The organism is Devosia rhizoryzae (assembly GCF_016698665.1).
GTDB lineage: Bacteria > Pseudomonadota > Alphaproteobacteria > Rhizobiales > Devosiaceae > Devosia > Devosia rhizoryzae.
In genome coordinates, this window is record NZ_CP068046.1 from 2,093,198 (window position 1) to 2,116,633 (window position 23,436).

General features: G+C 63.4%; 23 protein-coding genes and 1 riboswitch. Of the genes, 8 read left to right on the forward strand and 15 right to left on the reverse strand.

The window, feature by feature from the left end:
* Together zwf and JI748_RS10430 are read right to left on the reverse strand one after the other, a co-directional pair.
* Complete coding sequence (gene zwf / locus JI748_RS10425; RefSeq protein WP_201630157.1) at positions 1-1,482, reverse strand: glucose-6-phosphate dehydrogenase; 1,482 nt, start codon at positions 1,480-1,482, stop codon at positions 1-3.
* A gap of 11 nt (positions 1,483-1,493) precedes the next feature.
* Positions 1,494-2,435 (reverse strand): BadF/BadG/BcrA/BcrD ATPase family protein, encoded by a 942-nt coding sequence (locus tag JI748_RS10430; RefSeq protein WP_201630159.1) that lies wholly within the window; start codon positions 2,433-2,435, stop codon positions 1,494-1,496.
* A 198-nt stretch (positions 2,436-2,633) separates the two neighbouring features.
* Between JI748_RS10430 and cobU the strand changes: the two genes are divergently transcribed.
* Positions 2,634-3,164 carry a bifunctional adenosylcobinamide kinase/adenosylcobinamide-phosphate guanylyltransferase gene (gene cobU / locus JI748_RS10435; protein WP_201637228.1) on the forward strand — a complete coding sequence of 177 codons (531 nt, stop codon included), beginning with the start codon at positions 2,634-2,636 and terminating at the stop codon, positions 3,162-3,164.
* On the opposite strand, the gene cbiB is transcribed toward cobU, so the two are convergent.
* Genes cbiB through JI748_RS10450 form a run of 3 tightly spaced genes read right to left on the reverse strand, consistent with a single transcriptional unit; the run spans position 3,157 to position 6,877 of the window.
* Positions 3,157-4,119: an adenosylcobinamide-phosphate synthase CbiB gene (gene cbiB / locus JI748_RS10440; protein ID WP_201630168.1), complete on the reverse strand. Its 963-nt coding sequence runs from the start codon at positions 4,117-4,119 to the stop codon at positions 3,157-3,159. The genes cobU and cbiB overlap by 8 nt on opposite strands.
* Positions 4,120-5,571 carry a cobyric acid synthase gene (locus JI748_RS10445; RefSeq protein WP_201630170.1) on the reverse strand — a complete coding sequence of 484 codons (1,452 nt, stop codon included), beginning with the start codon at positions 5,569-5,571 and terminating at the stop codon, positions 4,120-4,122.
* A 7-nt stretch (positions 5,572-5,578) separates the two neighbouring features.
* Positions 5,579-6,877: a cobyrinate a,c-diamide synthase gene (locus JI748_RS10450; protein ID WP_201630172.1), complete on the reverse strand. Its 1,299-nt coding sequence runs from the start codon at positions 6,875-6,877 to the stop codon at positions 5,579-5,581.
* A 62-nt stretch (positions 6,878-6,939) separates the two neighbouring features.
* On the opposite strand from JI748_RS10450, the gene JI748_RS10455 reads away from it, so the two are divergent.
* Positions 6,940-7,662, forward strand: coding sequence for a cobalt-precorrin-6A reductase (locus tag JI748_RS10455; protein WP_201630174.1), 723 nt, complete (start codon positions 6,940-6,942; stop codon positions 7,660-7,662).
* Here JI748_RS10455 and JI748_RS10460 read toward each other — a convergent pair.
* On the reverse strand, positions 7,602-8,054 hold the full coding sequence (locus JI748_RS10460; protein ID WP_201630176.1) for a cobalamin biosynthesis protein: 453 nt from the start codon (positions 8,052-8,054) through the stop codon (positions 7,602-7,604). The two genes, JI748_RS10455 and JI748_RS10460, sit on opposite strands and share 61 nt — an antisense overlap.
* Positions 8,055-8,296: 242 nt before the next feature.
* Here JI748_RS10460 and JI748_RS10465 point away from each other — a divergent pair, with 242 nt between their 5' ends.
* Entirely contained in the window at positions 8,297-9,193 is an 897-nt protein-coding gene (locus JI748_RS10465) for a cation diffusion facilitator family transporter (protein WP_201630178.1), read from the forward strand.
* Here JI748_RS10465 and cobO read toward each other — a convergent pair whose 3' ends face one another.
* The 5 genes from cobO to JI748_RS10490 all read right to left on the reverse strand — a co-directional run bounded on the left by cobO (position 9,194) and on the right by JI748_RS10490 (position 17,016).
* Positions 9,194-9,802: a cob(I)yrinic acid a,c-diamide adenosyltransferase gene (gene cobO / locus JI748_RS10470; RefSeq protein ID WP_201637231.1), complete on the reverse strand. Its 609-nt coding sequence runs from the start codon at positions 9,800-9,802 to the stop codon at positions 9,194-9,196. It lies immediately after the preceding gene.
* Between the two features lie 22 nt (positions 9,803-9,824).
* The gene (gene cobN, locus JI748_RS10475) at positions 9,825-14,135 is read right to left on the reverse strand and encodes a cobaltochelatase subunit CobN (RefSeq protein ID WP_201630180.1); all 4,311 of its coding nucleotides are present in this window, start codon (positions 14,133-14,135) and stop codon (positions 9,825-9,827) included.
* A gap of 96 nt (positions 14,136-14,231) precedes the next feature.
* Positions 14,232-15,275 (reverse strand): cobalamin biosynthesis protein CobW, encoded by a 1,044-nt coding sequence (gene cobW, locus JI748_RS10480; RefSeq protein ID WP_201630182.1) that lies wholly within the window; start codon positions 15,273-15,275, stop codon positions 14,232-14,234.
* A 42-nt stretch (positions 15,276-15,317) separates the two neighbouring features.
* Entirely contained in the window at positions 15,318-15,989 is a 672-nt protein-coding gene (locus JI748_RS10485; RefSeq protein ID WP_201630190.1) for an energy-coupling factor ABC transporter permease, read from the reverse strand.
* A gap of 131 nt (positions 15,990-16,120) precedes the next feature.
* Positions 16,121-16,332, reverse strand: a riboswitch (cobalamin riboswitch).
* 33 nt (positions 16,333-16,365) lie between these two features.
* Positions 16,366-17,016: a hypothetical protein gene (locus JI748_RS10490; RefSeq protein WP_201630199.1), complete on the reverse strand. Its 651-nt coding sequence runs from the start codon at positions 17,014-17,016 to the stop codon at positions 16,366-16,368.
* 99 nt (positions 17,017-17,115) lie between these two features.
* On the opposite strand from JI748_RS10490, the gene JI748_RS10495 reads away from it, so the two are divergent.
* Together JI748_RS10495 and JI748_RS10500 are read left to right on the forward strand one after the other, a co-directional pair.
* Complete coding sequence (locus tag JI748_RS10495) at positions 17,116-17,367, forward strand: DUF2164 domain-containing protein (RefSeq protein ID WP_201630201.1); 252 nt, start codon at positions 17,116-17,118, stop codon at positions 17,365-17,367.
* A 63-nt stretch (positions 17,368-17,430) separates the two neighbouring features.
* On the forward strand, positions 17,431-17,787 hold the full coding sequence (locus JI748_RS10500; RefSeq protein WP_201630209.1) for a DMT family protein: 357 nt from the start codon (positions 17,431-17,433) through the stop codon (positions 17,785-17,787).
* 18 nt (positions 17,788-17,805) lie between these two features.
* Here JI748_RS10500 and aztD read toward each other — a convergent pair whose 3' ends face one another.
* Positions 17,806-18,978 carry a zinc metallochaperone AztD gene (aztD, locus tag JI748_RS10505; protein WP_201630217.1) on the reverse strand — a complete coding sequence of 391 codons (1,173 nt, stop codon included), beginning with the start codon at positions 18,976-18,978 and terminating at the stop codon, positions 17,806-17,808.
* A gap of 165 nt (positions 18,979-19,143) precedes the next feature.
* On the reverse strand, positions 19,144-20,088 hold the full coding sequence (locus JI748_RS10510) for a zinc ABC transporter substrate-binding protein (RefSeq protein WP_201630224.1): 945 nt from the start codon (positions 20,086-20,088) through the stop codon (positions 19,144-19,146).
* Between the two features lie 92 nt (positions 20,089-20,180).
* Here JI748_RS10510 and JI748_RS10515 point away from each other — a divergent pair, with 92 nt between their 5' ends.
* From JI748_RS10515 to JI748_RS10525, 3 genes are read left to right on the forward strand one after another with little or no spacing between them, the layout of a single operon-like run.
* Positions 20,181-20,972, forward strand: a complete 792-nt coding sequence (locus JI748_RS10515; RefSeq protein ID WP_201630232.1) for an ATP-binding cassette domain-containing protein — start codon at positions 20,181-20,183, stop codon at positions 20,970-20,972.
* Complete coding sequence (locus JI748_RS10520) at positions 20,962-21,780, forward strand: metal ABC transporter permease (RefSeq protein WP_201630234.1); 819 nt, start codon at positions 20,962-20,964, stop codon at positions 21,778-21,780. Before JI748_RS10515 ends, JI748_RS10520 begins: the two co-directional genes overlap by 11 nt.
* Complete coding sequence (locus tag JI748_RS10525; RefSeq protein ID WP_201630236.1) at positions 21,770-22,186, forward strand: Fur family transcriptional regulator; 417 nt, start codon at positions 21,770-21,772, stop codon at positions 22,184-22,186. Before JI748_RS10520 ends, JI748_RS10525 begins: the two co-directional genes overlap by 11 nt.
* A gap of 55 nt (positions 22,187-22,241) precedes the next feature.
* Here the strand turns inward: JI748_RS10525 and JI748_RS10530 are convergent, their stop codons facing one another.
* Both JI748_RS10530 and rsmD read right to left on the reverse strand, forming a co-directional pair.
* Positions 22,242-22,619 carry a GFA family protein gene (locus JI748_RS10530; protein WP_201630238.1) on the reverse strand — a complete coding sequence of 126 codons (378 nt, stop codon included), beginning with the start codon at positions 22,617-22,619 and terminating at the stop codon, positions 22,242-22,244.
* Between the two features lie 200 nt (positions 22,620-22,819).
* Positions 22,820-23,389: a 16S rRNA (guanine(966)-N(2))-methyltransferase RsmD gene (gene rsmD / locus JI748_RS10535; protein WP_267911615.1), complete on the reverse strand. Its 570-nt coding sequence runs from the start codon at positions 23,387-23,389 to the stop codon at positions 22,820-22,822.
* Positions 23,390-23,436 lie beyond the last annotated feature (47 nt).

The window sequence follows — 23,436 nt, forward strand, 5'->3', positions numbered from 1 at the left end:
TCAGACGTCCCCCTCGTACCAGGTGCGGCCGTCGCGTTCGATCAGGGCGACGGCGCCACTGGGTCCCCAGGTGCCCGCGGTATAGGTCTGCGGGGCGTCGGTCGAGCGGTCCCATGCTTCGCGGATCGGATCGACCCAGCGCCAGGCGGCTTCGAGTTCGTCGCGGCGCATGAAGAGGGTCTGCGAGCCACGGATCACGTCCATGAGGAGCCGCTCATAGGCCTCAGGCGTGCGATCGTGGAAGGTTTCTGCGAAGCTCAGGTTCAGCGGCACTTCGCGCAGGCGCATGCCGCCGGGGCCCGGGTCCTTGATCATCATCATGAGCTTGACGCCCTCGTCGGGCTGCAGGCGGATGATCAGCTTGTTGGGCTTGGGCGCGCCTTCGGCATGGTCGAAAATCGAATGCGGAATGGGCTTGAACTGGATGCAGATTTCCGAGACGCGCTCGGCCATGCGCTTGCCGGTGCGCAGGTAAAACGGCACGCCGGACCAGCGCCAGTTCTCGATTTCGGCCTTCATGGCCACAAAAGTCTCGGTGCGGCTACCCTTCTTGTCGTCGGGCAATTCGTCCTGGTAGCTGGCAACCGATGCGGTTTCAGCTTTGACGCCACGATACTGGCCCCGCACCGTCTTGCCGACCACGTCGCCATTGGTGATCGGGCGCAGCGCGCGCAGAACCTTGAGCTTTTCATCGCGCAGGGCATTGGCATCGTCCGACGCGGGCGGCTCCATGGCCACAAGGCAGAGCAGCTGCAGCATGTGGTTCTGGATCATGTCACGGAGAGCGCCGCTCTCGTCGTAATAGCCGCGCGTGCCGGCGCCGACGGACTCCGCCACAGTCAGCTGCACGTGGTCGATATGGGCCGAGTTCCAGACCGGCTCGAAGAGCGTATTGGCAAACCGAAGCGCCAGGAGGTTCTGGACCGTTTCTTTGCCCAGGTAGTGATCGATGCGGTAGACCTGATCTTCCTTGAAGATCTTGGCGACGCCGTCATTGATCTCCATCGAGGACAAGAGGTCGTGGCCAAGCGGCTTTTCGATGACGACGCGCGCGTCGCGGCGATAAAGATTGTTGGCGGCCAGGTATTCGGCGATGGGCTCGAACAGGTCGGGCGCGACGGCAAGATAAAAGGCGCGAATGATCTTGGCATCGTCGCGCAGGGCAGCGCCGAGATCGCCAGAGCCTTCGGGCTTGGAAGCATCCACCGGCACATAGGTGCAGATGCCGACGAAGCGGTCGATGGTGCCGCCGTCCTGGTAGTCCTTTTCGACGAACTGGGTCAGCGCCTCGCGCACCAGCGTCTGGAACTCGGCTTCGCTGAGCTTGGAGCGGGAGGCGCCGATAATGCGGCTCTGCTCGTCAAACTGCCCGTCCTTGAAGCGGTGATAAAGCGCCGGAATAAGCTTGCGCTTGGTCAGGTCACCGGTGGCACCGAACACCACATAGTCGAAGGGCTGGACGGGAATGATACGGCTGGACAAAAGCTAAGTCCCTAGTTCGAGGCGAAGTTCTGCCGGGCGAGGATCACCGCGCCATGCAGGGGTTCGAATTGCGGCAGGGCGACGAACTGGCCGTAGCGGTCCTGCAGTCGCGGGAAGAGGCGCTGGCCGAGGCCCCCGACGATGGCCATGACCTCGGCGCCGTGGCCTTTGAACCAGCGCACATAGGTGTCGATATAGCCCATCTGCGTTTCGAGCAGCTTTTCGGCGACCGGATCGCCCTGTTCGAGATAGTCGAACCAGAGCGGCATGAGCTTGCCGAATTCGCCCGGAGCCCGGCCGATCAGCGCATCGTCGCAGCCTTCCGTGCCGTCGCGGCTCAGAATGGTGAGGTCCATGGCGGTCGCGAAAGACCAGGTCATTACCGCCTGATTATCGCCGCCAAGCGCCGCAACCACCGCTTCGGTCAGCGGCGAGGCCTGGACCAGGCCATCGGCTGCTTCGACCGAATAACGGACCAGTTCACGGCCGAGAATGGCGCCCGACATCTGGTCGCCTATGTGAAAACCCCAGCCGCCGGCCTGGTGGCGCGTGCCGTTAACGATCGACATGGCGGCAGAGCCGGTGCCGATGATGACGACGCCCCCTTCACCACCGCCCAGCGCGCCGGCATGGGCTATGTCAATATCGTCATAGACCTTGACCCCTGCGAAAGGCCATGGACGCGCGGCAAAACTGGCACGCGCCGTATCCATGCGGCCGCCGGCCATGCCGAAGCAGGCATAGGTATTGGCAGTTTGCGCATAATCGACGCCGGCCGCGGCGAAGACATCACGCGTGCCGTCGGAGATCGCTTCATAGGCGGGTTCGCCGGCATCGATCTGCAGGTTGGAGCGGCCGTTCTTGACTTCGGCCAGCGTTTGCAGATTCTCGTCGGCGAGCCGAACCCGGCAATTGGTGCCGCCACCATCGACGCCCAGGTAATATCGCGGCACGAAAGCATTCTCCGAGGTTTTTGCGGGAAAGCAGAGCGGGCCGGAGCCGGCACTCTGCAGTGCCCACACTAGGGGGTGATTTCGGCGCGGACCATAATGCGAAAGCCGCTAAGACGAAAGTAGCATGCACGAGTTTTTGCGCCTGCCAAGAGATCGCCATGCATGCCATGTCTGCTTCAGACAAAGAGGAGGCCGATGATGACGCGACATTGTCTGGTTCTGGGCGGTGCCCGATCGGGAAAAACCGCTTTCGCCGAGCGGCTGGCGCTTCATTCCGGCTCCCGTCCCGCCTATCTCGCCACCGCCACGGTTTTGGACGTGGAAATGGCCGATCGCATCGCGAGCCACAAGTCGGGGCGCGGTGCACGCTTTGCGACTATCGAGGAGCCGATCGAACTTTCACACGCCATCATCAAGGCGGGGCAGGAGCATGACGTCGTGCTGGTCGATTGCCTGACGCTCTGGCTTACCAATCTCCTCATGGCCAACGAGGATATTTCCACCGCCGTAAGCGAGCTGTGCGCGACATTGGTGGAGTTCCGGCAGGCCAAGGTGGTGCTGGTCAGCAACGAGGTCGGCCTCGGCATCGTGCCCGACAATGCCATGGCCCGCACTTTTCGCGATCTGGCCGGCTCGACCCACCAGCGCGTCGCAGCGGTGTGCGACGACGTTTATTTCATCGCTGCCGGCTTGGCCTTGACGATGAAGGGCGAGCAGCCGGTCAGCTGACGAGCACGATCACGGCGACAAAGGTGCTCAGCGCCAGGAGCACATTCAGCGTCTGGCGATACAAACCCAATGCGCGCTCGATATCGGCAGCATTGAGCTCCGCCCTCCCCGCACCAAACGCTGGAAGATCGACCACTTCGCCATCATAGGCCCGCGGGCCGCCCAGCTTGAAGCCCAGTGCGCCCGCGAAAGCCGCCTCGGGCCAACCGGCATTGGGTGAGTCGTGCTTGCGCGCATCGCAACGCGCCGTGGCCCAGGCGGATGAGGGGCTGGCGTTCGGGGTCAAAAAGCAGGCGGCGGTGATCAGCACCGCGGACAGCCGCGCCGGGATCCAGTTCAGCACATCGTCGAGCCTGGCGGCGGCCCAGCCATAATCGCGATAGCGCGCGTTAAGATGCCCGATCATTGAATCCGCGGTGTTAACGGCCTTGTAGAGCGCGATGCCGGGAAGCCCGAAGAGTACGAGAAAGAACCAGGGCGCAACGACCCCGTCGGAAGTCGATTCGGCGAGCGTCTCCACGGCGGCCCGCGCGACCCCCGCCTCGTCCAGGACTTCTGGGTCGCGGCCGACTATATGGCTCACAGCCTCGCGGCCGGCAGCAAGCGACTGGCGCATGGCTTGAGCCACCGCGCCCACGGCCCTCCCAAGTTCCTTTTGCGCCAAAAGGCTTGTGGCGAGCAGCATTTCCACGATCCAGCCGAATGGCAGCCACGAGAGCACGGTGCGAATGCCGACGCTGACGATCAACACGGCCAGTAGCACCAGGATCAGCGCGACCACGCCCGCAAGCTTGCGCTGGGCCGGGCTTCGCGTCTCCGTATTGAGCCGCGTCTCCAAGAATCCGATCAGCGCGCCGAACCACATGACCGGATGGCCGATGCTGGCGGTGAGCCGGTCGGAATAGCCGAAGCGGCGTTCCACAAGCAGCGCCAGCGGCGCAATGAGCACGTCCATCTAGATCTCCGCAGCCAAGGCAAGCAGCGCATCGATATCGAGGTGCCGTTCAAGATGCGCCGCCAAGGCGTCGAGCGTCGTTTCGATCCCAGTCTCATAGCTGAGGTCCGGGCTCGCGGCATTGCCGAGAAACGCCCGGCGGAAGCCATCGGCGGCAAAAAGGCCATGCAGATAAGTGCCCATCACAAGTCCATCGCCGCTGACGGTGCCCTCCGGCTCGGCCCCGATCCGCGCGAACGGACGCGCGCGTCCCGCCCCGGAGGTGATGCCCATATGCATGTGGTAGCCCAACAGCTCCTGCCCTGTATTGAGGTGGATGCCACGTTCGAGTCGCAACTGCTTGGTCGGCGCCAACACCGTATCGACGTTGAGCAGTCCTAGACCCTCCGAAGTGCCAGGCGCGCCCTCTATGCCATGCGGATCGGCAATGGTCTTGCCCAGCATTTGGTAGCCGCCGCAGACGCCGAGCACGAGACCGCCGGCGCGATGGTGGGCGGCGATGTCGATATCCCAACCATTCTGGCGCAAGGCTCGGAGGTCGGCGCGGGTGGATTTGGACCCCGGCAGCAGCACCAGATCGGCGTCGCGCGGCAGCGGCGTGCCAGGCTGCACCAGTGTCACGGTAACACCCGTCTCCGCGCGCAGCGGGTCGAGATCGTCGAAATTGGCGATGCGCGGCAAGCGCGGCACGGCGATGTGGAAGCTCCCCTGCCCGGCCGAATACGCTTCTAACGCCAGGGCGTCTTCGGCTGGAAGCCGATAAGCATCGGCAAAGTGCGGCACCGGCCCGAGGCACGGCAGCCCGGTACGTTCGACAAGGAAAGCCTTGCCGCTTTCGAACAGCGCCGGATCCCCGAAGAACTTGTTGATGAGGCTGGCGCGGACAAGAGCCGCATCTTCCCTATCGATCACGGCCAGGGTGCCGACGATGGAGGCGATGACGCCGCCGCGATGGATGTCGCCGATCAGCACGACGGGCACCTGTGCGGCTTGGGCGAAACCGAAATTGGCGATGTCGCCCCGACGCAGATTAACCTCGGAAGCGCTGCCGGCGCCTTCTACCAGGATGATGTCGGAAGTGGCGGACAATTCCTCAAACGCGTTCAACACTTCGGGCAGCAATTGCGCCCGGTCGGACCAATATTGCCGGGCTGAAAGACTGGCGCGGCGCTGGCCTCGCACCACGACCTGCGAGCCGGTCTCGCCTTCGGGCTTTAACAAGACCGGGTTCATGGCAGTGACCGGCGCGCGTCGCGCCGCCCGCGCCTGCAGCGCCTGGGCGCGGCCGATCTCGCCGCCGTCTTCGGTCACGGCAGCGTTGTTGCTCATGTTCTGCGGCTTGAACGGCGCGACGCTGAGGCCCCGGTTCGCCAACGCGCGGCAGAGACCGGCGACGATCAGCGATTTGCCGACATCGGAGCCGGTGCCCATGAACATGAGAGCTTTTGTCATGGCCGCCTTATGCCGAAGCAATGACATGGGCGTAAGAGCCCATGACGCGGCCAAGCTGGGCGCCCATCGGCGGCTGGCGAATGGCTTCGGCATCGAGCGCTTCGAAGAGCGGCGGCAGGCCGGACTGTTTCGCCGAAGAATAGTGGAATTCATGCCCGTTCAACCCGGCAGGCCATGGCAAGGCGCTCTCATGCAGCAGGCGCCGATAGCCGAGGACGCGTTTGGGCCGGTCGATGCGGGTGACGGTGGGCAGGAGGCCGGACATGGCGTAACTCGCGCCCGTCTTGTCGATCAGCGCTTCGCCCAGGACCATGAGACCCCCGCACTCGCCATAGATCAGGGCATCGCGGTCTCGGGCCGCGCGCAGGCCGGCATGGAAACTGTGGGCAGAAGCAAGCTTGGCACCATGCAGTTCCGGATAGCCGCCGGGAAGAAAAACGGCGTCGGCGTCGGGCGACGGCGCCTCGTTGGCGAGCGGCGAAAAAAAGCTCAGCGCGGCGCCTTGGGCCCGCCAGCCATCAAGCAAGTGCGAATAAAGGAAAGCAAAAGCGGCATCCTGCGCGATGGCAATGTGCTGGCCCAAGGGCGGCAAGCTCGTCGGCAGCTCTGCCTGCGGTATCGGTGCAGCAAGGCTTTGCAGGGCTTCGAGGTCGATGAAGTCGCCGATGGTTTCCGCGGCCAGCTCGAGAAAGGTGTCGAACCCTGCGAGGTCGCCGGGAAGCACAAGACCGAGATGGCGCTCCGGAACCACAAGTTCAGCGCGGCGCGGGATGGCGCCGAGCAAGGGGATGCCGGTGGCCTTCAGAGCCGTCGTCAGCATGCGTTCATGCCGTGCGCTGGCAACGCGATTGAGAACGAGCCCGGCAATGCGAACGCCTGGGCGCCAGCGCGCAAAGCCGGACACGAGCGGCGCCACCGACTGGGACTGGCGATCGGCATCGACAACGAAGATCACCGGCAGCCCAAGCGCTTCGGCAAGATCGGCGGTCGAGCCCTGGCCATTGGCACTGGCGTCGAAAAGGCCCATCACCCCTTCCACCAAGAGAAGGTCCGCTCCCGTTGCCTGTTGCGCGGCAAGCGCTCGAAGCTGCTGCGGTCGCATGGCCCAAGGATCGAGATTGACCGCCTCGCGCCCGGCGGCCTGGCCGAGAAAGGCGGGGTCGATGTAGTCGGGTCCCGTCTTGGCCGGGGCAACGACTTGGCCCCGCCGGCGCAAGGCAGCGAGCAGGCCGAGCGTAACGAGGGTCTTCCCGGAGCCCGACCGCGGGGCGGCAATGACGAGACCCTTGGGTGCGACGGCATTCATCGTGTCGTGCCCCCTTGAGCCGCAAGGAGGTCGCGGGCACAGTCGGGCCCGGAGGTCGCGCGATGAAAATCTTGATCCTGGGTGGCACGGCGGAAGCGCGGCAGCTTGCCAACCAGCTGATGCAAGCGGGCCATGAGGTGATCACCTCGCTTGCCGGCCGCACGCAGGATCCGACCCTGCCCAAGGGCGGCATCCGCATGGGCGGATTTGGCGGCGTGCCGGGGCTTAGCGCTTATCTTCGTGCCGCCCATATCGAGCTTCTGGTGGATGCAACCCATCCCTATGCCGGCCTCATCTCGGTCAATGCCGTTGCCGCGGCCGAAACGAGCGGCATAACGCTGATCCGGCTCATGCGACCACCGTGGACGCCCGAGGCCGGAGAGGATTGGATCATTCTCGATTCTGCGCAAGCCGCGGCCGACGCCTTGCCCAGCGACGCGCGCGTGCTGCTGACCACCGGTCATGCCGGGCTTTCCACCTATCTCGAGCGCTATGACTGCCAGTTCTTTGTGCGGCTGATCGAGACGCCCGACTTCGCCCTGCCGCGACACGCCGAGCTCTTGCAGATGCGGCCGCCCTATACGCTGGCAAGTGAATTGGCGCTGATGCGGCGTCACGAAATTTCGCATCTGATCAGCAAGAATTCGGGCGGAGGGCAGACGTCGGCCAAGCTCGAAGCCGCACGGCAGTTGGGCGTCAAAGTGTTCATGCTGGCGCGACCGATCTACGGACCGGCACGGGAAGTGGACAGCGTCGAGGCAGCGCTGGCCGCCATCGGCAACTGACGTGACAGAGCACAGGTGACATTGGCCGAGCTTCGTTTTTCCGCGATCAGCGGCCCGGCCGTCAGCGCGGCCGCCTCGGCCACCGAAGGCAGGGCAATATGCTTGAGCACGATCGCCGAAGGCGTCGGCACTGCGTGGGCGAGTTCGTCCTCCTCGACGCCGAGCAGCGGCACGCCAAGCCGCTTGGCTGCCTCGATCAAGGCAGGATGCGTACACTTGCGGCGAAGGGTAATGCAGGCAGCGATCTGATTACGGTGGAGGTCATGCTCTGCCAGAACAGCGTCGATCAGCGCCAAGACGTCGTCCGTTGTCGCCTGCGCCCGGGCCCCGAGCCCCACGACAATGTCGGCCGTGTGAACCGGCCATAGGAGACCGGGAAAGACGTCGCTCATTCTGCCTCGCTCAGCCCCGGATCTGGTCCCCTTTCAGGTCGACCGCACCGAGCTCTGTTTCAGTTCCTCGTGGGGAACGCTGTGCTCTCTTTCGTTCTATGCGCGGCAAAGCACGTGGTCAATCAATGGCTTGCGCGAGGCTCGCACCAGCTCGGAATGCTTCTGAAAATCGTTTGCAAATACAAGGGGTTGTAGGCCGCAAAGGACGGGGCTATGGCAGGGCTCGTTCCCCGGAGGCCTCCATGACCACGACCGAAAAAACCGTTGCAATCGCAACGGCGAGCTTGGCTATCGGCCTTCTGGTGCTGGGTCTCAAGACCTGGGCCTGGTGGCTCACCGGGTCCGTAGCGCTCTATTCGGACGCACTTGAATCCATCGTCAACGTGGTGACCGCGATCGTGGCGCTGGTCGCCGTGCGCCTGGCGCAGCGCCCGGCCGACGCCGCCCTCCAATATGGCTACCACAAGGCCGAGTATTTCTCGGCCGTGGTGGTCGGCGTCATGATCATTGTCGCCGCCATCCTCATCCTGCGCGAAGCCGTGCTCGGCTTTCTCAATCCCGAATTGCCGGAGGCAGCGCTTCCGGGCCTCTTGATCAGCATGGGCGCTACCGCCATCAACGTGGTCTGGGCGCTGGTCCTGATCCGTGAGGGTCGCAAGGCACGTTCGCCGGCGCTCGAAGCCGATGGCAAGCATCTGCTGACCGATGTGATTTCCACCATCGGCGTCCTCGTCGGCCTGGTGCTTGTCTACGCCACCGGCATAGCCCAGCTCGACGCGGTTCTGGCCGCCCTCGTGGCGCTCAACATCCTATGGTCTGGCTGGGGCGTGATCCGCGACAGCGTGGGCGGTCTAATGGATGTGGCGGTGCCGCCCGACACGCAAAAGACCATTCGCGAGGTCATCGCCGCCAATGCCGACGGCGCCATCGAGGCCCATGACATCCGCACCCGCACGGCTGGCAAGCTGACCTTTATCGACTTCCACCTCGTCGTGCCCGGCGCCATGAGCGTCGAGCTTGCGCACACCATTTGCGATCAGATCGAAGGCAAGTTGCGCCAAGCGGTGGAAGACGCGCAGATCACCATCCATGTCGAGCCGGAAAACAAGGCCAAGCATTCCGGCATCGTGGTGCTCTAGCTAGAACTCGATGCCCTTCTGCGCCTTCACGCCGGCGCGGAAGTGATGCTTGATCTCCGTCATCTCGGTGACCAGATCGGCGATCTCGATCAGCTCGTCCTTGGCATTGCGGCCGGTGACGATGACATGCTTGTCGTGCGGCTTGTTGCGGAGGGTCTCTACCACTTCCTCGATGGGCAGGTAGTCGTAGCGCAGGCAGATGTTGAGTTCGTCCAACAACACCATGTCATAGCTTGGATCGGCAATCAGCGCCTTGGCCTGGTCCCAGGCTTTTCGCGCCGCAGCCAGATCGCGCTGCCGGTCGGCGACGTCCCAGGTAAAACCCTCGCCCATGGCATTGATGGTGACTTGGTCGGGAAACTTGTCGAGCACTGTGCGCTCGCCGGTGTTCCAGACGCCCTTGACGAACTGCACGACCCCGACGCGCATGCCGTTGCCCAAAGCACGGAACACCATTCCGAACGCCGCGGTCGACTTGCCCTTGCCCTTGCCGGTGTGGACGACGAGCAGTCCCTTCTCCTCCGTCTTGGTCGAGAGAATCTTGTCGCGCGCAACCTTTTTCTTGCGCATCTTTTCGGCGTGATAGGCGTCCCGCTCGGCCTCGCTCATGAGGTCCGTCTTTTTTGGTTGTTTATCGTTCATCGAAGGGGTCCAGGAGGTCATAAGCAGAATTCGACCGAGGCGACCAAAGGCCACGCTTGCGCGCCTCATCAAACTTGGCCAGCAGTTCGTCGTAACCGGCTAGGTTGTTGGTAAGGATAAAGTTTCTAACCGTCTTGTCTTCGATGAAGGCTTCAAAAGCGAGGTCGAAATGATGGGTTTTCACCGCACCTGTGGTGGCCGCGAAAGCGAACATGAAGTCTACGGTCGCAATAATCTCAAACGCCCCCCGATAGCCGTGACGCATGACGCCGGTGAGCCATTTCGGGTTCACCACGCGCGAGCGCATGACGTGGCTAACCTCTTGTTCCAGCGTGCGAATTCTCGGGGTTTCGGGACGGGAATGATCGTTGTGATAGGCCGTTGGCTTGGTGCCGGAGACAGCCTCGGCAGCGACTGAAAGCCCGCCTTCGAACTGATAATAATTGTCCGAATCCAGCAAATCGTGCTCGCGATTATCCTGGTTGTGCACGACTGCATCGATCTGCCCAAGCCTCGCGCGGAAGCGATCGCCGAGCGGGGTGCCGTGCGCCTTGGCGCCATAGGCATATTGGCCCCAGGCGAGGAATTGCTCGGCAAGATCGGCCTTGTTTTCCCAGCGTCCATTGTCGATCAGCGGCCCTAGCCCAGCGCCATAAGCCTTTGGTTTCGAACCGAAAATCCGCGCGCCAGCCTCAAGCGAAGCTTCGGTTTCCGACTTCCCTGCAGCCATCAAACCCAGTGCTTCAGACCGCATGCGGGCGGCGATGGGATTGTCGTCTTCGGGTTCATCCAAGGCACCGATGGCGCGGATGGCGCGGTCGAAGAAGGTGATCTGGGCAGGGAAGGCGTCGCGGAAGAAACCGGAAATGCGAAGGGTCACGTCGACGCGGGGGCGACCGAGCCTGGCAAGCGGAATTATCTCGTAGCCAGAGACCCTTAGCGAGCCCGGATCCCAAGTGGGACAAGCGCCGATCAGGGCCATGGCCTGGGCAATATCGTCGCCGCCGGTGCGCATGTTGGCGGTGCCCCAGACGGAAAGGGCGACGGATCGGAGGTAGTGGCCATGGTCCTGGAGGTGCCGGATGAACAGGTTTTCGGCGGATTTGCGCCCAAGCTCCCAGGCGCTCGGCGTTGGGACGGCGCGGATGTCGACGGAATAGAAGTTGCGGCCCGTGGGGAGGACGTCGAGACGGCCGCGGGAGGGCGCACCGGAGGGGCCGGGGGCGATGAACTTTCCGTCCAACGCGTCAAGGAACGCGGTCATTTCGGCGGGGCCCGAGGCGGCGAGGCGGGGCTCGATGATGGTGCGGATCGTGTCGAGGACCGCGTTGGTTGCGGGCCAGTTTTCGGGCACCGGCTCGCCCTCGACAAGGCGTGCGGCGACGGTTTCAAGGTGTTCGACGACGTCGCCGAGATTGCGCAGCGAAGCGGTCCCGGCGATGGCCGGGCCGGTCCAAGGGTCGCTCAGGGTCGCGGTGAGCGGGTCGAAGCCGAGTTTGAGGTCATCGGCCAGCGCCCGGATGATCGAATTTTCACCCGGCGCTTCGCCGCGCGGGACGCGGGCAAGGGCGACCGAAAGGTCGCGCGCCATATCTCCTTCGGGCGAGGTGCCGAAGACGTGGAGCCCGTCGCGGATCTGGGCTTCCTTGAGGTCGCAAAGGAAATTGTCGATCTTGATCAGTGCCGCCGTTTCGTCTTCGGGCAGGCCGATGTCCCGATCGAGGCGGCTGTCGCGGGTAAAGTCGAGAATGCGGCGCTTGAGATCCGCCAGACGGCGGCGGTCCATGCCGGAGGCGGCGTAATATTCGTCGAGCAGTGCTTCGAGATCTTTGAGGGGGCCATAGGTCTCGGCTCGGATCAGTGGCGGAACGAGGTGATCGATGATCACAGCCCCCGTGCGGCGCTTGGCCTGCGTGCCCTCGCCCGGATCGTTGACGATGAACGGGTAAAGGTGCGGCAGCTGCCCCCAAAGCGCATCGGGATAGCAATCGGCATCGAGCGCAGCGGACTTGCCGGGCAGCCATTCCAGCGTGCCGTGCTTGCCGTTGTGGACCATGGCGTGAGCGCCCCATTCGTAACGCAGCCAGAGGTAGGCGGCGATATAGGCGTGGGGCGGGAAGAGGGCCGGGTCGTGATAGCTGGCGGTTTCGTCGAGCTGATAGCCGCGGGCGGGCTGGAGCAGCAGGACGATGTTGCCGAAACGGTGCGCGGGGAGCTGGAATGCGTCGCCGCGGACGAAGGGGTCGGTAGCCGGCTCGCCCCAGCGCATGGCAACGGCGGTGCGGATGGCTTCGGGGAGAGCGGCGAAAAGCTCAACGTATCGGGTTAGCGAGAGGACGGCGGCGGAGGTACCGCGCTGGGGATGGGCGTTGGTGGGGCCGGCGGTGAGGAGCGTGATGAGTTCGGCGGAGGTTCTCGGATATTTTTCGGCAGAACCCGATGGCCCCCCACCCTCGGTCCCTCCCCTCAAGGGGGAGGGATGCGCTGGAGCCGAGAGGTCGTCGAGCGCGTCCGAAATCGATTGCCAAATGCCATCCAGATTGATGGCTATCTCCGAATTGGTAAAGCGCAGGACCTTGTAGCCAATGCTTTCGAGGAAGGCTGTGCGCTGCTGGTCGCGTAACGGCGCATCGCCGGTGAAGTGCGTATCGCCGTCTGCCTCGATAATGAGCTTGGGATGATGGCTCGCAAAATCAGCCACGTATTGCCCAAGCGGTACCTGGCGCCTAAATTTCACACCGCGTTCTTTGAAGCTTTTCAGCAGCGGCCAAAGGGTGCGCTCAGGCATGGTTTGGTGAGTTCGAAGCTTGCGCGCTTGTGCAACGCTCTTGGCTTGAACCATTCGCGCATTGCCGAACGCCAACAGGGTGGGCTCCCTCCCCCCTTGAGGGGGAGGGTTGGGGTGGGGGGTGGTGTCGTGGTCCACTGATGGACCCCCACCCCCAACCCCTCCCCTCAAGGGGGAGGGGAACTGACCGAGATCGTACCCCGCCCTTTCCAGTTGCATCAGCATCCTGACCGTGGACTCGGGGGCATCGTAGCCGACGCCGTTGGCGAGGCGGCCGTCGCGGATGGGGTAGTTGGCCAGGATGATCGCGATTTTTCGGTCAGCTCGGGGCGTGTGGCGGAGGCGGGTCCAGTTTTGTGCGAGGTCGACGGCGCGGCTTATGCCGCCGTGGTCCGGAGCGTAGGCGGTCAGGGGGACCTGGCAGCGTTCGTGCCAAACCCCATCGGCTTTGTGGCCGACGAGGAGGCCGGCGAGGCGGCCGTCGAGTTCGGGCATGACGAGGTACATGGCCATGTCCTTGGCGGAGAGGCCCTGCGGATCGGCTGCCCATTGCGCTTCGGAGCGACCGGACTGGATCAGCTGAATGATTGGCGCATCGGTGTGGGCGAAGGGGTTTTGCGCTGGCGGGAGGTCGGCGATGCCGAGGGCGAAGGCGGTGAGATTGAGGATGGCGGAGGGGGGGAACTGGGCAAGGTTGGCTTGAACGAAGCGGACGCTTTCGGCGTCTTTAAGGGAGGAGACGACGATGGGGACGGGGTTGAGGTCGCGGGATTCAAGTTCGGCGATCAGGGCTTCGAGCGTGGCGGTTCCGGCGCCTTCAATGGCGGCGCGGTAGAAGAGGATGGGGATGTTGGGGCGTTCGAGTGCCCGACCTCGTGGTTCGACAGGCTCACCATGAGGTCTCTCTAAGAGACCAGTCTTGGGGTGCCAGAGGCCGAAGCGGGGGAAGTGTTGAGGCTTGAAGGAACCGAGCAAGGCCCCCTCACCCGGCTGCTGCGCAGCCGACCTCTCCCCGGAGGGGCGAGGTGAAGAGGCGGCCAGTCGACGGAATGACTGGAGAATCGCGTCGGCGTTTTGGGGGCCGCCTTGGATGAAGAGCTGGTGGAGGCGGGTCCAGTCTTTGGGGTGGATGGTGGAGCGGGATTGGAGGATGGGGTCGGGGTTGCTGTCGCCGGGGAGGAGAATGAGGGGGATGCGACCGTTGGCGCAAAGGGCGGTGAGTTCGTCGACGCCATATTGCCAATAAGCCGCGCCGCCGATGAGGCGGAGGCAGACAAGGCGGGCATGGCGGACGGTCTGGTCCAGCCACATATCGACGGACAAGTTGTTCGAGAGGCGCAGCGTATTGGCGAGGCGCAGTTCGGTTTCGCGGGCGCGATCGGCGGCAGCGGCCAAGGTGGCGAGTTCGCTATCGGCGGAAGAGGCGAAGATGAAGGCGCCGGGGGTTTGGGCGAGGTGGATGGCCTCGCCTTCCTGCTGGATGGTGGCGGCCTGGGCGGAGAGGAGGTGCATCAGGACTGCTGCTCCGCATTCCCCGAAAGACCCACACCCGGCCTCCCCCTTGAGGAGGGGGAGGAGCAGGATCGCGTTTGTGGAAAGGCTGGCACGCTAGGCTGCCGCCTCAAGGCTTTGGGTGATCGCATCCCGATTAAGCGGGCTTTCACCGATGACGACGAGCGCGGTTTCGCGGGGTTCGCCGGCTTTCCAGGGGCGGTCGAAGTAGGCGGTGACGCGGGGACCGACGGCCTGGATGGCGAGGCGGGCCTGGGCGCCCGGAATGGCGGCGAAGCCTTTTAGGCGCAGCACGTCGTGGTTGCGGATGGTCTCTTCGATGGTGGCGAGCAAGTGGTCCTTGTTCTGCACGGAGGCAAGTTTGAGCGAAAAGCTGTCGAAATCGTCGTGCTCGTGGGTTTCGCCGCCGTGTTCGAGTTCGTGATGGCTTGGGCGGTTGGCGATATCGGCCTCCGAGCCGATGCCCATGCCTAAGAGCGCAGCGATATCGACATGGCCATTGGCAGCGCGAACGATGCCGACGCCGGGGCGCAGCTCGGCGCGGATGTTCTGCTCGACTTTTTCGAGCAGGGGCGCATCGACGAGATCGGTCTTGTTGAGGATGATCATGTCAGCGGCGGAGAGTTGATCTTCGAAAAGTTCGCCCAGCGGGGTTTCGTGGTCGAGCATTTCGTCCTGGCGGCGCTGCGCGTCGACGGCGGCTTCATCGGAGGCGAAACGGCCTTCGGCCAGCGCGGCGGCGTCGGCGACGGTGACGACGCCGTCAATGGTGACCTGCGCCTTGATCTCGGGCCAGTTGAAGGCGCGGATCAGGGGCTGCGGCAAGGCAAGGCCAGAGGTTTCGATGACGATGTGATCGAACTTTTCCTCGCGGGCGAGCAAGGCCTGCATGGTGGGAATGAACTCGTCGGCCACGGTGCAGCAGATGCAGCCATTGGAGAGTTCGACCATGTCCTCCTCGCGGCAGGTTTCGTCGCCACAACCGGCAAGGATGTCCTTGTCGACGCCCAGATCACCAAACTCGTTGATGATCAGCGCGATGCGCTTGCCCTTGGGGGCATGGGCGAGGAGATGGCGGACAAGCGTTGTCTTGCCGGCGCCGAGAAAGCCGGTGATCACGGTCGTTGGAATTTTGGTCATGGCAAATCCTTGAGCCCGGCGCCCGAAGGCGCCGGGGTTTGATCAGGCATAAAGGCGCGAGGTGACGAGGCCGGTCTTGCCCAGGCCACGCACCAGCTTGGCGCCGGCAAGGACAAGGAGATCGACCAGCGGCTCGAGCAGCACGACCAACATGTAGGCACCGCCGAAACTGGCGACGCTGGCGAGGTTTTCCGCGCCGAAACCTTGGCCATAGAGCGCCCAGAAGGCGACCCAGAGGACGACGCCGCCCTGATAGGTGGCGGAGAGTGCAAGCGCCTGGCTGTAGCGCAGGTCGACATAGGCGGTATCCGGGCGGATGATCCGGTCGGCCACGAATTTAATTGCAACTAGCGGGGCGACCAGCGTCGTGACATTGGCAAAATATTGCGGAAGGTCGAAAGGCGCGAAGAATAGGCCCTGCACCATAAGGCCAAGCGCGAGACCAAAGGCAGCCGGGGCGGCGCCGAACAGCAGCAGCAGGGTCGAACCCAGGATCAGGTGCACCTCGCTGACACCCACGGCATAATGGGGGAAGACTTCGAAGAAAACGAAGACCGCGGCCGTGGCGATCGCGGTGCGAGCGAGCAGCGACAGGGCGCCGCGGGTGCGCACGGTGTCAACGGCAAATTTGACGGCCATGGCACCGGCAGCAGCGGCGGTGGCGTAGGCAAGAAGCATTTTTTCGGGCGAAACGAGATCGGGTTCGATATGCATGGACATGTTCCTGAAGGGCGAAATGAAGGGTGTGCCGCGCAAGCGCGGGTATGCTATGGGGCCCTGCCCCACACGGCATCAGCCTGATGGCCTAATCATCTCGCCCCCTCCCTGTCCCACCGACAGTTGAGTGTTCCATACGGAGGCTGGCAGGTCTCCTGGCTCACGGCTCGAACGCGCTTTTCCCTCTTCCCGGCACAAGCCAGTGAGCCTTGGAAAGCACTCGCCGCTTACAGTTGCGGGGGCAGCCACGGAATCAGTCCCTAATGGGTACGCTTCACCGTGTTCCCTATTATTTCCCTTGTTCACCTGAACGCCGGAAACCAGTCTCGAGGCAGAGGGTACGCCCGCTGCCTCGACGGGTCAATCAGGGGTCTTAGTATTCGGGCTGAGGCAAGTCTTCGGGCCAGGCATAGCCCAGCGTCAGGACTTGGAGGCGCGTGTCGAGAATTTCGAGCAGGCCCTCGTCGGAGGGAACCTCCACCTCGCCGGACACCGGCGTCACGTCGATGGCGGGCGAATATTCGTCCGCAGGCGAGAAGCGCAGGGAAAGGAAGCAAGTGGCATCGTCGGCATTGGCGAGCTTGCCCTTTTCGATCTGCGCATAGCCGCCATAGTCCCACCAGAAGCCGCCGATGATGAAAGGCGTGTCGTTGAGTTTTTCGACTTCGGCCGGGGTCATGCCGATGCGGACGCCGCCGGGTGCGGTCTGGCTGGGCGAGAGCTCGACATAGGAGAGGTGAGTTAGGTTTTCCTCGTCGAACCAGCCGAATTCCATTTTGCGGTCTGGATCATCGCCAAAGACCGTGGTGGCCAGCATTTCGGTGCCCTCGGGGCCTGGAACCATGCCGGTAATCACGTTTTCGGCGCCGAAGGTTTCCTTGACCAGCTTTTCGGAACTGTCCGGACCAAAAACGCCGTCACAGGTGACCTGTTCGGGTTGGGCTGCTGGCTTGGTCTTCGCGAAGGTGGGCGTGGCGAGCGCCGCGAAGGCGATGAGAGCGACAAGGCTTAGGCGGGCAAGCATGGCGAAAACTCCCTTGAGCGGCGTCATAATGACCCAAGCGCAGCCAGGCGACAAGGAACGACTCAGCGTATGAACCCCCCAGTTTTAGCGAGGTGCGCCATGAAGCCGATCAAGTTCGACCGCGACGAGACAAAGGCGATCGTCGGGGAGATCCAGGACTATTTTCGCGAGGAGCTGGACCAGTCGATCGGGGCCATGCCGGCGGAAATGCTGATGCAGTTTTTTGCCGAGCGGATGGGCGCTTATTTCTATAATCGCGGGCTGCACGATGCACAGGCGCTGGTGCGCAAGAAGCTCGACGATGTCAGCGACGAAATCTTTGGCCTCGAGCAGCCAACCAAGGCGCGGTGATCCCCCTTTTCTGCAGCGAGGCGGCGGCGTAAGGAGAGCCGCCTTGTTCCCCAGGAGGAAGCCTTGGGCTTCAATTTCCCTTCGCTGGCGCCGATCGGCCTGTTGATCGCGTCCAACCTCTTCATGACCTTTGCCTGGTATTGGCATCTTAAATTTCACAGCCTGGCACTGTGGATGGTGGTGCTGATCAGCTGGGGCGTGGCGTTCTTCGAATACTGGCTGGCGATCCCCGCCAACAGGATCGGCAGCGCGATGTATTCGGCTGCCGAACTCAAGACTATTCAGGAGGTCATTTCTCTTAGCGTCTTCGCGCTGTTTGCAGTGACCTATCTGGGGGAAAAGCTGACCTGGAACCACGCGGCGGGTTTTGGCTTCATCGGGCTTGGGGCATTCTTTATTTTCAAGGGGCCGTTTCGGTAACGGCCCCTCGCGACACGTCTAGTGGACGGCGCCGGAACCGCCGGCGGCGACAATGGTATAGGGCGTGCCATCGACCGGGAGGTCACGGCTCGGCGTGAAGCTTTCGGCATCAATCAGGTGCACGACGCCGGCGAGTGGATCGGTGACGGCAATGTCGTTGCCGGCAACGGCTAGGCGCGGTCGCGGCAAGCTCCACTCGCCATCCATCGAATAGGGCTCGGTAACCTTTAGCGTCTTGGTAATTTCGCCCTTGACCACGTCAAGCTGATGCAGGTTGCCGTCTTCGGTGAAGATATAGGCCAGTTTTGGCCGCAGGTTATCGACCACGAAGTGGACGCGGCGGGTGGGCAGGTCGATGAGGCGGTAGGGTTCGGCTTCACTGGGATCAATCAGCACCACCTTGTCGGCCCCGTAATTGCCGAGGAAATATTGAAGGCCAATGCCGCCGATCAGCGCCGTGACCTTGCCTTCGGGCAGGCCGGCATAATCGAGTTTTTCGATCTGCGGCACGCCGGAGTTGGTGACGACGAGGAGACCATCGCCGCAACCGACGATGACGGTGTTTCCGGAGCTTGCTTCGCCATGCAGGTCCGGGCAGGCATGGGTGTCGCCGACTTTTTCGCCGGATGCGTCGAGGACGTCGAGGCCGAGGCGGGGCTTCTTTTCGTCGTCTGCATTGGCGGCGGAGACGAGCGTGAAGTCGCCCCATGGCACGGCGACGCCATGATGGGCGGTGCCACTGTTGAATTCTGTGGTGTCGAGCGTGCCGCTGGCCCAGGCGGTCGGATCGAAGCGGGTGACGAGGCCGGAGCCGTCGAAGAACATGGCGGCTTGGCCACCGTGTTCGACGAAGTGGGCGGGCTTGGCGCCGCCAAGGGTTGCTTCGATAGCGGTGGGGTCGGTGATGGCGATGTCGCCGTGGTCGCCATGGTCGTCAATGGAAATGCCGGTGGTGAAGGCGGAGACCTGGTTGCCGGCACCCTGGATGGCGAAAACGGCGTCGCCGGTGGTGTAAAGGGTGGCGGGGCTTTTGAGCTGGAAGGTGGCGACGGCGTCACCGGTCGTCCAATCGAGAGCAGTGAGCTTGGGTTCGGTGTGGTCGCCGATGAAGAGGCGATAGGCGGTGGTTTCGTCAGCGAGGGCTGGCGTGATGAAAGCCGTGGTGAGGAGCAGAGGCACGAGTTTATGCATGAAGTTTCCGATATGTTAGAACGTTACGTTTTAAGGCGGGAGTGACCCCCGCCCAAGTTTCACTGGGCGAGGAGCAAAGCACACAAGTCGTAAGGCGCTGCTCCACCCCACCCTAATTCCCTTCCCTAAGGGGAGGCAGGCAAGGGTGGAGCGGCTCGGTGGTGGCTAGCTCAGGCAGTCGACGAGGCCGGTAGCGAGATTGCGGAGCAGCTGGGAGTAAAGGTCGGGGCCTTCAGCGAGGGCGGAGCCTTCGGGGTCCAGGGTGCCGGCCTTGGCGCTGGTGCCTTCGACGATGGTCTGGACGATGGCCGGCTCGAAATTTGGTTCGGCGAAGACGCAGGTGGCGCCCAGTTCGGAGACCTTTGTGCGCAACTGATCGATGCGGGCGGCGCCTGGCATGGCCTCGGGGGAGACGGTGACGGTACCGGCCACGGCGAGGTCGAAGCGGGCTTCGAAATATTGGTAGGCATCGTGAAAGACGATGAACGGCCTGTCAGCCAAAGGCGCCAGGGTCGCGGTGAGCTCGGTTTCGAGGTCCGTCAGGGTCGCCAGTTCGGCTTCGGCATTGGCCGCGTAGGTTTCGGCATTTTCCGGATCGGCTTCCATCAGCACGCGGGCGATTTCTCCGACCATAGCCTGGGCATTGCTCGGATCGAGCCAGAAATGCATGTCGCTGTCGCCTTCGTCGTGGTCATGATCGTGGTCGTGATCATGGCCCTCGTGATCGTGGTCATGATCCTCATGTTCATGCGCTTCGAAGGCACCGCCTTCGCGGATGGGCAGGAGCGAGATGCCGGGCGCTTCGGAGAGTTCGACGACTTCGGCATTGGTGCTGAGCGTCTCGAGCGCATCGGCGAGAAAGAGCTCCATGCCATGACCGGTCCAGAAGACGATGTCGGCTGATTCGAGCGATGCGGCGTCGGATGGGCGGAGCGAATAGGTGTGTGGGGAGGCGGCGCCTTTGACGATGAGCGCTGGCCCGGCGACACCGGCCATGACGGCGGACACGAGGGAGTGGATGGGCTTGGTGGAGGCCACCACTTGCGGTGCGGCGGTGGCGAGGCTGGTGGATGCCAGGAGCGCCAGGGCGGCAAGGGTGAAGGTTTTCATGGGTCGCCTCGATCGGTGATATGTTATGTTATTACGCTTGCGGCGGTGTTATGCTATAACGTATTTGGAGACGTCAAGGAGCTTTAGGTCCGATGCTCGAAAAGCCATCGAAGGAAACGCTGATCACGCTGTCCGGTGCGGGAGTGCGCAGCGGCGGACGAACGCTTGTCGAGGGCGTGGACCTGACGATTGGTCGGGGCGAGATCGTGACGCTGATCGGGCCAAATGGATCGGGCAAGTCCACGACGGCGAAGATGGTGACGGGCGTGCTGAAGCCGAGCATGGGGACCGTTTGGCGCAAGGCCGGGCTCACCATCGGCTATGTGCCGCAAAAGCTTTCGATCGACTGGACGCTGCCGCTCACCGTGGAGCGGCTGATGACGCTGACGGGACGGCATGAAGACCGCGAGATCGGCATGGCGCTCGAGGCGGTGGGTGCGACGCGTCTGCGGCGGGCGGCGGTGCAGGAACTTTCCGGGGGCGAGTTCCAGCGCGTGCTGTTTGCGCGGGCAATGATCCGCAAGCCCGATCTTCTGGTTCTGGACGAGCCCGTGCAGGGCGTCGACTTTTCCGGGGAAGAAGCGCTCTACGCGCTGATCCGGCAGATCCGCGACACGACCCAGGCCGGCATCCTGATGATTTCCCATGACCTTCATGTGGTGATGGCGGAGACCGACACGGTGCTGTGCCTCAATGGCCATGTATGCTGCCGCGGCACGCCGGGCATGGTGAAGCAAAGCCCGGAATATCTGCGGCTGTTCGGCGCGCGGAATGGGCTCGCGATCTATGAGCATCATCACGATCACGAACATCATGCGGATGGATGCGTGGTGGGGGACGAGCATCATCGCCATAAGCATGAAGAGCACTCCCATGTTCGGTGATTTCTTTTCCCGCGCGCTGATCGCTGGCGTGGGTCTTGCGGGCGTGACGGGGCCGCTTGGCTGTTTCGTCGTCTGGCGGCGCATGGCCTATTTTGGGGATACGATGGCGCATTCGGCGCTTTTGGGCGTGGCGCTTTCGATTCTGCTGTCGGTCAACATGACGCTCGGTGTCTTTGCCGTGGCGGCGCTGGTGGCGGGGGCGCTGTTCTTGCTGCAGCGGCAGAATACGCTTTCCACCGATGCGCTGCTCGGCATTTTGAGCCATTCGAGCCTTGCCGTCGGGCTGGTCATTGTCGGCTTCCTGACGCAGGTGCGCATCGACCTCCTGGGCTTTCTGTTCGGCGACCTCCTTGCCGTGTCGGCCGAGGATATCTTTGTGATCTATGGGGGGGGGATCGCCATAATCCTGATCCTGTTCCTCAATTGGCGACCGCTGCTGGCGGCGACGGTGAGCCCGGAACTGGCGGAGGCCGAGGGGCTGAAGCCCGAAGTGAGCCGCATCATCCTCATGCTGCTGATGGCCTCGGTCATCGCCATCGCGATGAAGCTCGTCGGCGTTTTGCTGATTACGTCTCTCCTGATCATTCCGGCGGCCACGGCGCGCCGCCTGAGTGCGACGCCGGAAATGATGGCGTTGGTCGCGGCCGTGCTGGGGGCAGTGGCGGTGATCGGTGGCCTTTTCGGGTCGCTGACCTGGGACACTGCATCCGGCCCTTCGATCGTGGTGATGGCGCTGGCTGTGTTCCTGGTGTCGCTGGCGGTGCCGACGGAACGACTTTTTGGCAGGAGAGAAATCAATGGCGCATGAGCACACGATCCCTGCAGACCTGACGCGCAATCAGGGCCTGGTGCTCGCGGCGCTCAATCATGCCCCTGCCCCGCTTTCCGCCTACGACATTTTGGACCGGTTGCGCGGCGACGGCTTGCGGGCACCATTACAGGTCTATCGCGCTTTGGAGAAGTTGGTTGAGCGTGGGCTGGCGCATCGGCTGGAGTCGCTCAATGCCTTTGTCGCCTGTGCGGACGTCCATTGCCACCGCAAGGGCCTGATCGCCTTCGCCATCTGCGAAAGCTGCGGGAAGGTCGACGAGTTTGCCGATGCGGTGATCGAGGAGCGCGTCGGCGGCTGGGCGAAAGGCACCGGATTCAAGGTCGAGCAGACCACGATGGAAATCCGCGGACGGTGTGCGGAGTGCCTTAAGGCGGCCGCCTGAACCCCTCACCCGGCGCTGCGCGCCGACCTCTCCCCGGAGGGGCGAGGTAAGTCAGTCACGGATCTCTGGGAAACATCGGCACGCTGGGGATGACCGGGAGCCAGGGTTCGCGGCGGATGGCCCAGCCTTCGATTTCGGGCCTGATCTTGTTGGGTGCCTCGTCGAGCGTGCCGAGATGGATCTCGACCTGATCGTCGCTGAGATTGAATGTGTGCGACCCGCAGGTGGGGCAGAACGAGCGCCCTGCAAAGGTCTTGTACTCGCCAGTGCTGGTGAACTGATGCGGGCGCCAGTCGGCATAATGTAAGAAGGCCGAGCCTGTGACTTTGCGGCAATCGGCGCAGTGGCAGAGACCGCTTTTATAGGGTTCGCCACGCACTTCGTAGCGCAGCGCGCCGCAGAGGCAGCCGCCGGATCGTGTGATTTCTGACATGAAATTCTCCTTACAGAGGAGAACACGAGCGGGGCCGGGATGGTTCGAACACAGCGTCGTGGCCAAACGCCCCCTCATCCGTCTCGCTGCGCGAGCCACCTTCTCCCGCGAGGGGAGAAGGGAGAGCCGGTGGTTGGTCGCGCAAGGTGCCCCCTTCTCCCCTTGCGGGAGAAGGTGCCCGAAGGGCGGATGAGGGGAGCTTAACCGAAGCGCAGAAAGCGCACCGAGGCGGCACCATATTCTCGGGTGTCGTCCAGGGTGAAGCCCGGCGGCACCTCGACTTCTGCCGTGGCGGCTTCTTCCCAAACGATCGTTGCCCCGGGAGCAAGCCAGCCATTGTTCGCGAGTTCGACGAGGGCCTTTTCACCGAGCGACTGTCTGTAGGGGGGATCGAGGAAGACGAGGTCGAACTGGCCAAAGGTGCCGGGCACGCCGAGCGCGGTGGCGTCGCGGCGGAGGAGCTTGGTAATGCCGGCAGCACCAAAGGCTTCGATGTGGTCGCGGATGAGGCCCCGTGCTTCAACGCCGGTATCGACGAAGGTGACGTGCGCAGCGCCGCGAGAGAGCGCTTCGAGCCCGAGCGCACCCGTGCCGGCGAAAAGGTCGAGGACGCGGAGGCCGTCGAGATTGGGACCGAGCCGGGAGCCCAGGATGTTGAAGATGGATTCGCGGGCGCGGTCGGAGGTGGGGCGGATGCTGTCGTCCGACGGCGAGATCAGGGTCTTGCCGCGAAACTTGCCGGCGACGATGCGCATTTGTTGATCCTTCAGAGACAAGGGTCTGCTGCGGCTAACCCCACCCTAGTTTCGCTATGGCC

Coding starts and splice junctions, on each gene's coding strand:
- cobU (WP_201637228.1), top strand. CDS start 2,634: ATGACGCGACATTGTCTGGTTCTGGGCGGTGCCCGATCGGGAAAAACC.
- cbiB (WP_201630168.1), bottom strand. CDS start 4,119: ATGGACGTGCTCATTGCGCCGCTGGCGCTGCTTGTGGAACGCCGCTTC.
- JI748_RS10445 (WP_201630170.1), bottom strand. CDS start 5,571: ATGACAAAAGCTCTCATGTTCATGGGCACCGGCTCCGATGTCGGCAAA.
- JI748_RS10450 (WP_201630172.1), bottom strand. CDS start 6,877: ATGAATGCCGTCGCACCCAAGGGTCTCGTCATTGCCGCCCCGCGGTCG.
- JI748_RS10455 (WP_201630174.1), top strand. CDS start 6,940: ATGAAAATCTTGATCCTGGGTGGCACGGCGGAAGCGCGGCAGCTTGCC.
- JI748_RS10460 (WP_201630176.1), bottom strand. CDS start 8,054: ATGAGCGACGTCTTTCCCGGTCTCCTATGGCCGGTTCACACGGCCGAC.
- JI748_RS10465 (WP_201630178.1), top strand. CDS start 8,297: ATGACCACGACCGAAAAAACCGTTGCAATCGCAACGGCGAGCTTGGCT.
- cobO (WP_201637231.1), bottom strand. CDS start 9,802: ATGAGCGAGGCCGAGCGGGACGCCTATCACGCCGAAAAGATGCGCAAG.
- cobN (WP_201630180.1), bottom strand. CDS start 14,135: ATGCACCTCCTCTCCGCCCAGGCCGCCACCATCCAGCAGGAAGGCGAG.
- cobW (WP_201630182.1), bottom strand. CDS start 15,275: ATGACCAAAATTCCAACGACCGTGATCACCGGCTTTCTCGGCGCCGGC.
- JI748_RS10485 (WP_201630190.1), bottom strand. CDS start 15,989: ATGCATATCGAACCCGATCTCGTTTCGCCCGAAAAAATGCTTCTTGCC.
- JI748_RS10490 (WP_201630199.1), bottom strand. CDS start 17,016: ATGCTTGCCCGCCTAAGCCTTGTCGCTCTCATCGCCTTCGCGGCGCTC.
- JI748_RS10495 (WP_201630201.1), top strand. CDS start 17,116: ATGAAGCCGATCAAGTTCGACCGCGACGAGACAAAGGCGATCGTCGGG.
- aztD (WP_201630217.1), bottom strand. CDS start 18,978: ATGCATAAACTCGTGCCTCTGCTCCTCACCACGGCTTTCATCACGCCA.
- JI748_RS10510 (WP_201630224.1), bottom strand. CDS start 20,088: ATGAAAACCTTCACCCTTGCCGCCCTGGCGCTCCTGGCATCCACCAGC.
- JI748_RS10515 (WP_201630232.1), top strand. CDS start 20,181: ATGCTCGAAAAGCCATCGAAGGAAACGCTGATCACGCTGTCCGGTGCG.
- JI748_RS10520 (WP_201630234.1), top strand. CDS start 20,962: ATGTTCGGTGATTTCTTTTCCCGCGCGCTGATCGCTGGCGTGGGTCTT.
- JI748_RS10525 (WP_201630236.1), top strand. CDS start 21,770: ATGGCGCATGAGCACACGATCCCTGCAGACCTGACGCGCAATCAGGGC.
- JI748_RS10530 (WP_201630238.1), bottom strand. CDS start 22,619: ATGTCAGAAATCACACGATCCGGCGGCTGCCTCTGCGGCGCGCTGCGC.